At 61.6% G+C, this 12,495-nt stretch carries 10 protein-coding genes; 6 read left to right on the top strand and 4 right to left on the bottom strand.

What is annotated here, in order from left to right; all coding sequences use genetic code 11:
* Positions 1 to 34: 34 nt before the first annotated feature.
* Positions 35 to 3,097: a beta-galactosidase gene (locus tag ACSMDR_RS11250; protein ID WP_436468326.1), complete on the bottom strand. Its 3,063-nt coding sequence runs from the start codon at positions 3,095 to 3,097 to the stop codon at positions 35 to 37.
* A gap of 293 nt (positions 3,098 to 3,390) precedes the next feature.
* On the bottom strand, positions 3,391 to 4,395 hold the full coding sequence (locus tag ACSMDR_RS11245) for a substrate-binding domain-containing protein (RefSeq protein ID WP_005890699.1): 1,005 nt from the start codon (positions 4,393 to 4,395) through the stop codon (positions 3,391 to 3,393).
* Between the two features lie 205 nt (positions 4,396 to 4,600).
* On the opposite strand from ACSMDR_RS11245, the gene galE reads away from it, so the two are divergent.
* The 6 genes from galE (at position 4,601) to bacA (ending at position 11,008) form a co-directional block, all read left to right on the top strand.
* Complete coding sequence (galE, locus tag ACSMDR_RS11240; protein WP_005890697.1) at positions 4,601 to 5,614, top strand: UDP-glucose 4-epimerase GalE; 1,014 nt, start codon at positions 4,601 to 4,603, stop codon at positions 5,612 to 5,614.
* Between the two features lie 83 nt (positions 5,615 to 5,697).
* Positions 5,698 to 6,744, top strand: a complete 1,047-nt coding sequence (locus ACSMDR_RS11235) for a UDP-glucose--hexose-1-phosphate uridylyltransferase (RefSeq protein ID WP_040318785.1) — start codon at positions 5,698 to 5,700, stop codon at positions 6,742 to 6,744.
* The gene (galK, locus tag ACSMDR_RS11230; RefSeq protein WP_005890691.1) at positions 6,741 to 7,892 is read left to right on the top strand and encodes a galactokinase; all 1,152 of its coding nucleotides are present in this window, start codon (positions 6,741 to 6,743) and stop codon (positions 7,890 to 7,892) included. The genes ACSMDR_RS11235 and galK overlap by 4 nt, the downstream gene beginning before the upstream one ends.
* Positions 7,893 to 7,995: 103 nt before the next feature.
* Complete coding sequence (locus ACSMDR_RS11225; protein ID WP_436468325.1) at positions 7,996 to 8,979, top strand: galactose-1-epimerase; 984 nt, start codon at positions 7,996 to 7,998, stop codon at positions 8,977 to 8,979.
* A 102-nt stretch (positions 8,980 to 9,081) separates the two neighbouring features.
* Entirely contained in the window at positions 9,082 to 10,077 is a 996-nt protein-coding gene (locus tag ACSMDR_RS11220) for an aldo/keto reductase (RefSeq protein WP_436468324.1), read from the top strand.
* 115 nt (positions 10,078 to 10,192) lie between these two features.
* A complete protein-coding gene (bacA, locus tag ACSMDR_RS11215; protein WP_005890684.1) occupies positions 10,193 to 11,008 on the top strand; it encodes an undecaprenyl-diphosphate phosphatase in 816 nt (271 codons plus the stop codon).
* A gap of 96 nt (positions 11,009 to 11,104) precedes the next feature.
* Here the strand turns inward: bacA and ACSMDR_RS11210 are convergent, their stop codons facing one another.
* Both ACSMDR_RS11210 and ACSMDR_RS11205 read right to left on the bottom strand, forming a co-directional pair.
* Positions 11,105 to 11,758 (bottom strand): ChrR family anti-sigma-E factor, encoded by a 654-nt coding sequence (locus ACSMDR_RS11210; protein WP_005890682.1) that lies wholly within the window; start codon positions 11,756 to 11,758, stop codon positions 11,105 to 11,107.
* 86 nt (positions 11,759 to 11,844) lie between these two features.
* Entirely contained in the window at positions 11,845 to 12,420 is a 576-nt protein-coding gene (locus tag ACSMDR_RS11205; protein WP_005890680.1) for a sigma-70 family RNA polymerase sigma factor, read from the bottom strand.
* Positions 12,421 to 12,495: the final 75 nt, after the last annotated feature.

Here is a 12,495-nt window from a genome sequence, read left to right as displayed (position 1 = left end):
CCCTTGGGGTGAATGTCATGTTCTGTCGCCGAAATTAGCTTAGTATAGAGTTCCAATAGTATCTCCCCGGTGTCAGCCAATATTCCGGTCGCACGCTCTGGCTCCAGGAGTCGTCCCCCCCGATCCCCATGTAGAAACCGTCGAGGCAAAGATGAATCCCTCCCTCGGCAGTCAGGTCTGTCTGATGGCGAGCCTCGGCCAATTGGGCCTGGCGATAGGGACTGATGCTGAAGTGAAATTCCCCCTCGACCCTGAGATCCCCCAGTTGCAGTTCACATACCTGGCTGCGCAGGCCGTTGTCGGTGGGGAAAATATAGGGGGTGTGCAGCTCGGCAATGGGCAGCTGCCAGCGGCCTAGATCGGCGCTCAGACAACGATCCGGATAATTTTCATGAGGACCACGACCTAGCCACTCGATACTGTCGACTGTCTCCGCCAACCAGAGGCTGGCACCAATTCGCGGCAAGGAGGGGAAGTCATCGCTCACCAAGGCTTCGATGGCGAGCGTCATGGCGCCGCCGGCATCGAATTCGTGACGCCAGCGGGTCAGGATCCTGAGTTGTTCGTCGACGAAGTAGCCATGCTCCACCTGCAAGCTGGCCTCCCCCACTCGCGTTATCCCCAGGCAACGGTGATTCAGCTCGCCGAGCCCGGCCTGTTGCCAGCGGGCAATCCAGGAGTGGGGATCCTGATGGTCCGCCTCACTGGTGCCGATGTCGTTATCCAGTGGCGCGCGATAGAAGTGATCGGCAAGCTCGCCCAGCAGACGCTCACGCCCGCCCTTGCGCCAGCCCGTGATGCGACCACTCGCCTTGTCCAGCCACCATTGACTCTCGCCAGCCAGTACCTGCCAGGTATCCGCCCGCTCTTCCAAACGAGCCGGTGTCCTGGGTTGAGGCAGGGCGAGGGGGGTCGGCAGAGAGAACTGCTGACGAGCCAGCTCATGATCCGCCGCAGACCAAGGGGTGGCATCCACCTGCTCGATGCAGAGATCCAGCCAGGCAAGCGTGCCCGCAGCAAAAGCAGGCAGTGTTGGCAGCAAGGTCAGCGAATGTGCCGCCTGAGGCGCCAATGTGAGTGGGCATTCACCCTCTCGCAGTACCACCCCTTGCTCGCACAGCCGCCAACGCAACCGCTCGTTGTCCGTCGCACGGAACAACAGCTCGCTCTCGATATGCACCACCAGTGGGTTGTGCGACAACAACTTGAAACGGAACGGCTGCTGGGCCCGCTTGGCCTCGAACAGCGCCGGGTGAGGAGTTCTGTCCGGGAACAACAAGCCATTGATACAGAACTGGCGATCGTTTTGCAGATCGCCAAAATCGCCGCCATAGGCCCAAAAATGGCGGCCATCCCCGGTCAGCTTGTCCAACCCCTGATCGACCCAATCCCAGACAAAGCCACCTTGCAGACGGGGATGGTCACGAAATGCCTGCCAGTAATCGGCAAAGCCGCCCAGGCTGTTACCCATGGCGTGGGCGTATTCGCACAGGATCAGGGGCCGCTGCTCGCCGGGCAGTCCTATCCACTTGGCCAGCGCCCACTTGGGCACCGCCGGGAAGGGCTGATCCTGGTGGGTGCGCGCATACATGGGACAGATGATGTCGGTGGCCGGAGTGTTGGCGCCGCCCCCCTCGTACTGCACGGGGCGGCTCGGATCCGTGCCCTTGACCCAGGCATACATGGCATCGTGCGCCGCGCCATAGCCGGACTCGTTGCCCAGGGACCAGATGATGATGCTGGGATGGTTGAAATCGCGAGCGACCAGCCGGGTGATGCGCTCCAAAAAGGCGGTGGCCCATGCGGAGTCCTGGGCCAGGCGGCCCATGGGGCTCATGCCGTGGGTCTCCAGATTCGCCTCATCCACCACATAGAGACCCAGCCTGTCACAGAGCCGGTAGAATTCGGGATGGTTGGGGTAATGGGCACAGCGCACCGCGTTGAAGTTGTGCTGCTTCATCAGGGTCAGGTCTCGCGCCATGCTGGTCACATCGATGGCATGACCCCGGGTGGGATCATGCTCGTGACGATTGGCGCCACGGATCAGCAAGGGTTGGCCATTGAGACGCAGCAGACCGCCCTGGATCTCCACCGCCCGAAAACCCACATCATGGGCCTCGCTCTCTATGGGCGCGCCCTGCTCATCGAGCAGCGTCAGGGTCAACCGATAGAGATGAGGCGCTTCGGCGCTCCACTTGGCCGGGTTGTCTACCTTCACCATCAGTTCGGCGCGATCTTCAAAGCGTCCTTTCTCATCGATGGGGGCCGTGCCCACCCCTTGCTCCAGACAGGCTACCGGATGGTCACCTTGATAGAGCACGGCTCTCAGGCTCAATCCGGCACCACCCGCCACCTGTACCGCCAGCTTGAGCTGAGCATCCCGATAGCAGGCATCGAGCTGCGGGGTGATGCGCAGATCGGCGATATGACGTTCGGGTTTATGAAGCAGGCTGACCGAGCGGAAGATGCCTGAGAGCCACCACATGTCCTGATCTTCGAGATAGGAGCCATCGGACCACCTCAGTACCAGCAGAGCTATCCGGTTCTCCCCCTCGCGCAGACAAGGAGTCAGGTCGAACTCGGCGGGCAGGCGGCTGTCCTGGGAATAACCGACCCAGTGGCCGTTGCAAAACAGATGGCAGGCGCTGCTGACTCCATCCAGGATGATGCGCGTCTGTCCAGAAGCCAGCCAATTGGCGGGTAAATGCAGATGACGAGAGTAGCACCCGGTCGGATTCTGGCTTGGCACCCGAGGAGGATCGCAGGGGAAAGGGTATTTGATATTGGTGTAGATGGGGCCATCGGTCTGAGGCCGTGTGCCCGGATAGGCACCATCTAGCTGCCAGTTGCCAGGCACCCGGATGAGGCAGGCATCAGCCAGATCCTGCTGAACCCACTGTTCGGGCACCAGCTCGGGAGTCTCGAAGAAGGAGAAGTGCCAGTCGCCGTCGAGCAGCAACCGGGAGTCGGAGGGCAGATCGGCGCGTGCCGCTTCCTCATCGCGCCAACTGGCGAGAGGCGTATGCGCCGCCAGGCGATTGACCGATGTGACGCCCTGGTTCTGCCAGTCTCGGCGCGCCAGAATCTCCCTGAGCATGTTTCCTCTCCCTGATTATTCGGAAAACAGCTGCAGTGTAGTGAAGTTTTTATGGGGAAACGGCGATCTGCCTCACAAAGATGTAAACGATTACACTTCGATGTGTGAGGCCGGGATAATGCAGGGTGAGAGCCACAATAGTCATCATGCGAGCAACACTCATGGTCCAATTGGTCGGGGGAGCTGGCCGCAGATCCCCCAACCCCCGACCCGTTGGCATGACTGACGATGCCAGAAACAGCAGACCCGCCTGATGACGGGCCTGCTGTTTCTGGCAAGGCCAAGATAAGGATTCAGCTGCGCAGGGGGGCGACCGAGTGGCGATTGATCAGGGTTGGCGTATAGATGCGACTCTGCTGCGCCTCGCCTTCGCCTGCGGCCAACTGCAACGCCAACTTGGCCGCCTGAGCCGCCATTAACTCGATGGGGTAGCGCATGGTAGATAGTTTGGGTCTCAGATATCTGGCGTAGATGATGTCGTCAAAGCCGACCACGGACACCTCCTCCGGCACCTTGAGGCCGTTATCGGCCAGCACAGAAATGGCTCCGGCGGCCATGGCATCGTTGTAAGCCACCAGGGCGGTCACCGTCAGCCCCTTGGCGAGCAGATTGAGCATGGCTCGCTCCCCCCCCTCTTCATTTGGGGTACCGCACTCCACCAGCTCGGCATCTGCCACCACTCCCGCATCGCTCAGGGCGTCGCGATAGCCCTGCAGCCGGGAGCTGGCATCTTCGATGGCGTGATCCGAGCCGAGGAAGCCAATACGGCTATGACCCAGCTCCAGCAGGTGGCGCGTGGCGGTGGCGGCGCCCAACCTGTTGTTGAGGGAGATACAGCGCCCCTTCAAGGCTGGAATATCTCTGTTAATCAATACCATGCCCGGTACTCGCATGGCGTAATCAATCAGCACCTCGTCACTGAGCACCTTGCTGTGTACCACCAGGGCCTCACAGCGTTTGCCGATCAGCAGTTCGATGGCACCCCGCTCCTGCTCCGCATTGTGAAAACCATTACCCATCAACAGGTGCAAGCCCCGCTCCACGGCGACCCCGGACACCCCCTTGATCAGGGCACCGAAGAAAGGGTCGGCCACATCGTTGACCACCACGCCCATAGTGTCACAGGTCCGGCTGACGAGGGCCCTGGCGTTGGCGTTGGGGGTGTAACCCAGCTCGGTCATGGCTTGCTGGACCAGGGCGCGCGAGGTGGCACTCGCCTTGGGAGAGTTGTTCATCACCCGTGAAACCGTTGCCACCGAGACATTGGCAAGACGGGCGACATCCTTGATGGTACTCATGCTGTTTTCACTCTTTTCACTGACCGCGACCTGGCCATTATAACCAGCAACGCCTTGGATAACAGGGGAAATAGGGCCACGGATCCAACCGGGAGTGTGCAAACAAGTGTAATCGTTTACATGATTCTGTTAACCAGTTCACAGTTTGCTCGCCAGAGGCTCAGCTAGACTCCTGATCCACACCCCCCTTTGCCGGAGACAAGGAATGAAGGTATTGGTCACAGGCGGTTGCGGCTACATAGGCAGCCACACCTGCCTCGCATTGCAGGCCGCAGGCATCACACCGCTGATCCTGGATAATCTCTGCAACAGCAAGCTGGCCGTGCTGGATCGCATCGCCACCATTTCTGGTCAGAAGCCTGTTTTTTATCAAGGGGATATCAGAGATGCCGCCCTGCTGGATCGCATCTTCACCGAGCATGAGATTGGCGCCGTCATCCACTTTGCCGCGCTCAAGGCCGTGGGAGAATCGACCCGGATCCCGCTGGCCTATTACCAGAACAATGTCGCCGGTACCCTGGATCTGCTGCAGGCCATGGCGCGGGCGCACGTTCACAACCTGGTGTTCAGCTCCTCGGCTACCGTCTATGGCGATCCGACCAGCGTGCCGATCCGCGAGGACTTCCCCCGCTCGGCTACCAATCCCTATGGCCGATCCAAGCTGATCATCGAACAGATCCTCGAGGATCTGCAGGTCGCCGAGCCCAACTGGAGCATGACACTGCTGCGTTACTTCAATCCGGTTGGTGCCCATGAATCCGGCACTATGGGGGAGGATCCCCAGGGCATCCCCAACAATCTCATGCCATTTTTGACTCAGGTTGCCATCGGTCGGCGCCCACAGCTTTCAGTGTTTGGTAACGATTACCCCACCCTGGATGGCACAGGTGTTCGCGACTATATCCATGTAATGGATCTTGCCGAAGGGCACGTCAAGGCGCTGCAACACTGCGTCGATCGCCCCGGAGTCCATGCCTATAACCTGGGAACGGGTCAGCCTCAGAGCGTGTTGCAAATGGTTCGGGCATTCGAGCAGGCATGCGGCCGACCTATCGCCTATTTGTTGGAACCAAGACGCCCGGGAGACATCGCCGAATGCTGGGCCGATCCCACCCGGGCCAGACAGGATCTGGGGTGGTTCGCCAGTCGCGATCTCGGCGCCATGTGCGCCGACAGCTGGCGTTGGCAGTCCCTCAACCCCCAGGGTTATGACCAATGAACCGCTATCTGGCCTCAGCGGCCCGTTCGCCAAGGTCGGCGCTGTAACCCCCTTTTCATGACAAACAGTCACGAGGTGTGATGATGTTCGATCCCCTGGATCACCCCCACCGCCGCTTCAATCCCTTGACCGGCCAGTATGTGCTGGTTTCCCCCCACAGGGCCAAGCGCCCTTGGCAGGGCCAGATTGAGAAGATAAGCGAGGCGCCGAGCCACGCCCATGATCCCGATTGCTTCCTCTGCGCCGGTAATACCCGGGTCAGTGGCGACAAGAACCCCGACTACAGCGACACCTTCGTCTTCACCAACGACTTTGCCGCCCTGATGCAAGACACCCCGGCAGCGCAGATGGATCAGGATCCGCTGCTGCAACTGGAGGCCGCCCGTGGCACCAGTCGTGTCATCTGCTTCTCGCCGGATCACGGCAAGACCCTGCCAGAGCTGCGCCTGCCCGAGATAGAGGCGGTGATCCAGACCTGGCGCGACCAGGTGGCCGAGCTCTCCCAGCAGTGGGAGTGGGTGCAAGTATTCGAAAACAAGGGCGCCGTCATGGGCTGCTCGAATCCTCACCCCCATGGTCAGATCTGGGGCAGCAACTTTCTTCCCAATGAGATAGCCAGAGAGCAGGAGCGCCAGCAGCGCTGGCTGGCCGAGCACGGCCGCCCCCTGCTGCTCGATTATGTGGAACGGGAGCTGGCGGACAGATCGCGCATCGTCGTGGAGACAGAGCACTGGCTGGCGGTGGTGCCCTTCTGGGCCGCTTGGCCGTTTGAGACCCTTCTCCTGCCCAAGAGCCATCTGCCCTCCCTGCTGAGCCTCACCCCCGCCTTGCAGCAGGACTTAGCCCTGGCCCTCAAGGAGCTCACCAGCCGCTACGACAACCTGTTCGAATGCAGTTTTCCCTACTCCATGGGCTGGCACTTCGCGCCGCCGCACTCGACTTGCCCCGAGGCCTGGCAGCTTCATGCCCACTTCTACCCGCCCCTGCTGCGATCTGCCACTGTGCGCAAGTTCATGGTGGGTTTCGAGATGCTGGCCGAAACCCAGCGCGATCTTACCCCGGAGCAGGCCGCCGAACGCCTGCGCGCCCTAAGCCCCGTCCACTACAAGATGCGAGGATCCACCCCATGAATCACCCCAGCCACAGGGCCAGCACCCTCTTCCAGAAGGCATTTGGCCGGGCCGCCGACCTGATGATCCGCGCTCCGGGTCGGGTCAACCTCATCGGCGAGCATACCGACTATAACGACGGCTTCGTGCTGCCTTGCGCCATCGATTACGAAACCTGCGTCGCCATCGGCCTGCGCCAAGATGCCACAGTGCGAGTCATCGCCGCCGACTACGGGGAAGAGCGCGACGAGTTCTCCCTGGATGATCCCATCGAGCACCATCCCGACCAGCGTTGGAGCGACTACATCCGTGGCGTGGTGAAATACCTGCAAGCGCGGGGTCAACCCTTGCGCGGCCTGGATCTGGTGGTCTCCGGCAATGTGCCCCAAGGGGCCGGACTCTCCTCCTCCGCCTCCCTGGAGGTGGCAATAGGCCAGGCCTTCAAGGAGGCGCTGAACCTCGACATCAGCCAGGCCGAGATAGCCCTCAACGGTCAGCAGGCGGAGAACCTGTTTGTCGGCTGCAACTGCGGCATCATGGATCAGATGATTTCGGCCTGCGCCAAGCCGGACCATGCCTTGCTACTCGATTGCCGCAGCCTGGAGAGCCGCCTGATCCCCATGCCGATGGATCTCGCTGTGCTCATCATCAACTCCAACGTGCGCCGCGGCCTGGTCGACAGCGAGTACAACCTGCGCCGCCAACAGTGTGAGACTGCGGCCCGTCACTACGGTGTCAGGGCGCTGCGCGACCTCGATGACGCCACCCTGGAGGCGAACAAGGCCGGGCTGGACGAGGCCTGCTATCGCCGTGCCCGCCACATAGTCGGCGAGAATGGCCGCACCCTGGCCGCCGCAGAGGCATTGGCCAACGGCGACCTCCCCAGGCTCGGCACCCTGATGGCAGAGTCCCACGCCGCCATGCGCGATGATTTTGAAATCACCGTGCCCCCCATCGATGGCTTGGTGGAGATCATCAAGGCAAGGATTGGCAGTGAAGGGGGAGTGCGTATGACTGGAGGTGGCTTCGGGGGGTGCGTGGTCGCCCTGCTGCGGCCGGAGCGATTGAATGAGGTGATCGCCGCCATTGAGCTGGAATATCAGGCCCGCTTCGGCCTGAAAGCCGATAGCTATGTCTGCCGTGCCAGTGCCGGGGCAGGTCGGCTATGAAGGGGCAACTGATGAATCTCACCCTCAAGGCCGGATCTCAGACCCGATTCGGCGCCAAGGCAGACAGTGCTGTCTGCCTTGCCTGCACGGGGGCAGCCAGACTATGACCCCTTTTGAACTGGAGAATGAGTACGGGCTGCGGCTGCGCGGCCTCGATTTTGGGGCCACGCTGAGCTCCCTGAGCCTGCCGGTTGGTGGCGAGAGGCGGGAGCTGCTGCTCGGCTGTACCGACGCCGACTATCCAACCCAGCAGGTGTGGCTGGGTGCGATAGCGGGACGCTTTGCCAATCGTATCGGCGGCGCAACCCTTGAGCGAAACGGCCAATGCTGGTCGCTGGATGCCAATCAGCCACCCAACTGCCTGCATGGAGGCGCGGATGGCGTTCATCGCCGCACGTGGCAGATTGACGCCCAGGAGGCCAGCCGGGTGCGGCTCAGCCTGCTCTCCCCGGACGGGGATCAGGGGTTTCCCGGCAACCTCAAGCTCGAGCTTGAATACCGGCTAGAGCAGCGGGATCTGGTGGTGGAGTGCTGGGCCAGTACGGATGCGCCGACCCCGGTCAGCCTGACCAGTCACGCCTACTTCAACCTCGATGGTGGCGGTGATGTCCGCGATCACCACCTCACCCTGAAGGCGGACCGCTTCCTGACCACAGATGCCAGCGGCTTGCCCCTGGCGCCGCAAGCGGTCGAGGGGCCCTTCGATCTGCGCGGCGGGCGGCGCCTTGGGGATGAGTGGCTGAGCCACCCCCAGCAACGTCAGGCCAAGGGCTACGATCACGCTTTCCTGCTCAAGCCCCCCCCCTCGGAGTGGGCCGCACGAGTGGTCTCGGGAGACAGGCAACTGGCGATGGAGGTCCATACCAACCAGCCTTCGTTGCAGCTCTACACCGGCAACTGGCTGGCCAAGACGCCAGGTCGAGGCGGGCAGCCTTACCAGGATTACGACGGCCTCTGCCTGGAGGCCCAGCAGCTGCCGGACAGCCCGAACAGACCCGAGTTGGGGGATCCCTGGCTACTGCCGGGGCAGCGCTATCATCACCTCACCCGCTACCGCTTCGAGCCCCTCACCCAGACTGGGGCATGACATCATGAGGATGATGCTGAATGGTCAGGGGAGGCTCCCATGCCGTCAATGACTCAGCCCGGCAGCTGAAACCTATGACACTGATGATCAAAAGGAATTTGTATGGATCAGCACTATCAGGCCAACTCGGCTCGCTACCAGCAGCAACCCTATCGCACCGTCGGTCGCCACGGCCTGCGTCTGCCCGCCATCGCCCTTGGACTCTGGCATAACTTCGGAGCAGAGGCCGCTCCCGAGCGGATGAGCGCCATGGTGCATCAGGCATTCGATCTTGGCATCACTCACTTCGATCTGGCCAACAACTACGGACCGCCGCCGGGCAGTGCCGAGACCAGCTTCGGGCGCCTGCTCAGACAGGATCTGGCCGCCCATCGCGACGAACTGATCATCAGCACCAAGGCGGGCTATGTGATGTGGGATGGCCCCTACGGCGATGGCGGCAGTGCCAAGTACCTGTTTGCCAGCCTGCACCAGAGCCTGCGCCGACTCGGCCTCGACTACGTGGATATCTTCTATCACCACAGGCCGGACTCGCGCACGCCCCTTGAAGAGACCTGTCAGGCCTTGGCGCTCATGGTGCGCCAGGGCAAGGCACTCTATGTCGGTCTCTCCAACTACCCGGCCGACCTGGCCCGTCAGGCCGCCATCAGATTGAGGGAGCTGGGAACCCCCTGTCTGGTCAATCAGCTCAAATACTCCCTGTTCCAGCGAGAGATTGAGGAACAGACCCTGCCAGCCTGCCGCGAGCAAGGCATGGGCGTCGTCGCCTTCTCCCCTCTGGCGGGAGGGTTGCTCAGCGACCGCTACCTGGCAGGCATTCCTGCCGATTCCCGTGCCGCCAGCCCTAGCCCCTTCCTCAAGCCAGATCAACTCACGGCGGAAAAGCTTGGCCAAATACGTGCCCTGCACGCTCTGGCAGAGGAGCGCGGACAGAGCCTGTCACAACTGGCGCTGCAATGGGTGCTGCGCGATGCCGTGGTCAGCAGTGCCCTCATCGGCGCCAGCAGGCCGGAGCAGATATCAAGCGCCGTTCAGGCCCTGACCCAACCCGCTCTGGGTGTGGCCTGGCAGCAACGGATCCTGGCTGCCCTCGACTGAGCCAACGGCACCGCTGCGGCAATATTCTCTGGTTGCCTGCGTGGTTTTCCGCCATCATTGGCACGCCCCCGCTTGCGGGGGCGCATCATATCCAGACAACCAAGAGATCCGATCCATGACAGAGTACTACACCCTGTTTGTCGCATTCGTGTTAGGCGTAGTGGAAGGCCTGACCGAGTTTCTGCCCGTTTCCTCCACAGGTCACCTGATCATCGTCGGCCATCTGCTGGGCTTCGAAGGTCCCAAGGCCGCCACCTTCGAGGTGGTGATCCAGCTCGGCTCCATACTGGCCGTGGTCGTGGTGTTCTGGCGCCGCCTGTTCGGCCTTATCGGCATACATTTCGGCCAGAAGCCATCCCAGGATCACGCCACCCTCTCCCTGGTGCACATCATCCTCGGCATGCTGCCCGCCGTAGTGATAGGCCTCGCCATTCACAGCTGGATAAAGGCCAACCTGTTCGGTCCCCAGACGGTGATGTATGCCCTGGTCGCCGGCGGCATCTTGCTGTTGATAGCCGAATGGAAGCGCCCCGCGGTACGCTCCGAAACCCTGGATGACATCAGCTACAAGCAGGCGTTTGGCATAGGTCTGTTCCAGTGTCTGGCACTCTGGCCCGGTTTCTCCCGCTCGGGTGCCACCATCAGTGGCGGCATGCTGATGGGTATCAGTCGTCAGGCGGCGGCCGAGTTCTCCTTCATTCTGGCGGTACCCATGATGATCGCGGCGAGTGGCCTGGATCTCTACAAGAGCCGGGATTTCCTCTCCATGGCCGACTTCCCCATGTTTGCGGTTGGTTTTGTCACCGCCTTCGTGGTGGCCATGTTCGCCATCCGCACCTTCCTGGCGCTGATCCGTCGTCTCGATTTCGTGCCTTTTGCCATCTATCGATTCGTCATCGCCTTCGCCGTCTATATGGTGTTCGTGCATTAATCCGCCGTGACGACGTCGACTGCAATATGAAAAGGGACCCGAGGGTCCCTTTTTTGATCCATTAATTGCGGGGTGCCCTTGCCGAGCCTAACCCCCTCAATAGAGATGCCCAGAGATACCGTTGAGCAGCCGCGACAATCCTTTGGTGAACTGGATAGGGGCATCCTGCACCGTGTAGCAGAGGCAGCCATCGATCGTTTGCGGACTGTGGGCATGGCGGCTATCGCGCCAGATGAAATCACCGGCCCCGTAGTGCTGCTCACCATCCTGCATGCTGCCCGCCAACAGCAAGGTCAACTCATAACCCTGATGGGTATGCTCGGGAATGGCGCCACCCGCATCTATATGTAGCAGGCTGGCACGCACCCCCAGCTCGCCGAGTGGCAGGCTATGTTGGCGCACGGGTCCAAAGTGCCGCCACTTGGGCGACTGGTAACGGGCCAGCACTCTCGGCAGACGATAGTGCTGACCGGCCACCTCGAGCTGGGGGCTGGGTTGAGGCACGGCGACAAGTTCGGGCAAGGGTTGCTGCACTATCATGGCCAGCATGGCATCGAGCCCGGGCTCAGCCTGATCCGGCAGGGGGGCGGCCTCGAGTGCCTCGGCCAGTTGTGCCTCCCACATCGTCACCCGGGCGGCACATTCGGGGCAGAGCTCGCAATGGGCCGATACCCCGACCGCCAAGGGCAGGGGGAGCTCGTTGGCCGCGAAGGCACGCAGCATCTGCTCGGTCGGATGGGATTTAATCATGATACAGCTCCATAAATATGTGCGGTCGAAACGAGGCGGCCTCCTGAGCCCTCCCCAGCAAAGGGATGACCCTTGTCATGACGAGGCTATGCATCATGGCGTTCCACCTGCTCTTTGAGCTTTTGCAGGGCCAGCCGTAGCCGGGACTTGATGGTGCCTAACGGTACGCCAAGCCGCTCGGCCAGCTCCTGCTGGGAGAGCTCTTGCAGGTAGATGCCACGCACCACTTGCTGCTGAGGCTCAGGCAACACACTGACGTAATGAGCCATCTGACGAGTCAGCACGGCATCTTCACCACCGGGCCCCTGGGGCAAATCGGCCCCAAACTCCAGCAGGGGCCAGATCTCTTCGGCGCACAGATCTTCACGACTGGCACGGCGGCGGCGCAACATGTCGAAGCACTGGTTACGCATCACTGTGTAGATCCAGGTGCTGGGTGCCCCCTTCTCCGGGTGGTAGAGCCGTGCCTTCTGCCAGACCAGCAGCATGGTCTCCTGGACCAGCTCCATGGCATTGGCTTCACTGCCAAGATGGCGCATCCCGTAGTTGCGAATGCGCGGCGCGAAGTGACGAAACAGCGCGGCAAAGGCCACCTTGTCGGCAGACTCGGCGACCCTTATCAGCTGGGTTTTAAGGTCGGGAACACCTATGACTGTGTCCATCTGGGGCGAGATCCTGCTGTGAGTCAGTTGTGACTGGCCAGTATATGCCATGGCACCTTACCTTGATTGCTACCG

The sequence above is a fragment of the Aeromonas molluscorum genome (assembly GCF_051376105.1).
Classification (GTDB): domain Bacteria; phylum Pseudomonadota; class Gammaproteobacteria; order Enterobacterales; family Aeromonadaceae; genus Aeromonas; species Aeromonas molluscorum.
Note: the sequence above shows the minus strand (reverse complement) of the source record. Positions and strands in the feature narration are given on the sequence as shown.

Coding starts and splice junctions, on each gene's coding strand:
- ACSMDR_RS11205 (WP_005890680.1), bottom strand. CDS start 12,420: ATGGACACAGTCATAGGTGTTCCCGACCTTAAAACCCAGCTGATAAGG.
- ACSMDR_RS11245 (WP_005890699.1), bottom strand. CDS start 4,395: ATGAGTACCATCAAGGATGTCGCCCGTCTTGCCAATGTCTCGGTGGCA.
- bacA (WP_005890684.1), top strand. CDS start 10,193: ATGACAGAGTACTACACCCTGTTTGTCGCATTCGTGTTAGGCGTAGTG.
- galE (WP_005890697.1), top strand. CDS start 4,601: ATGAAGGTATTGGTCACAGGCGGTTGCGGCTACATAGGCAGCCACACC.
- ACSMDR_RS11220 (WP_436468324.1), top strand. CDS start 9,082: ATGGATCAGCACTATCAGGCCAACTCGGCTCGCTACCAGCAGCAACCC.
- ACSMDR_RS11235 (WP_040318785.1), top strand. CDS start 5,698: ATGTTCGATCCCCTGGATCACCCCCACCGCCGCTTCAATCCCTTGACC.
- ACSMDR_RS11225 (WP_436468325.1), top strand. CDS start 7,996: ATGACCCCTTTTGAACTGGAGAATGAGTACGGGCTGCGGCTGCGCGGC.
- ACSMDR_RS11210 (WP_005890682.1), bottom strand. CDS start 11,758: ATGATTAAATCCCATCCGACCGAGCAGATGCTGCGTGCCTTCGCGGCC.
- galK (WP_005890691.1), top strand. CDS start 6,741: ATGAATCACCCCAGCCACAGGGCCAGCACCCTCTTCCAGAAGGCATTT.
- ACSMDR_RS11250 (WP_436468326.1), bottom strand. CDS start 3,097: ATGCTCAGGGAGATTCTGGCGCGCCGAGACTGGCAGAACCAGGGCGTC.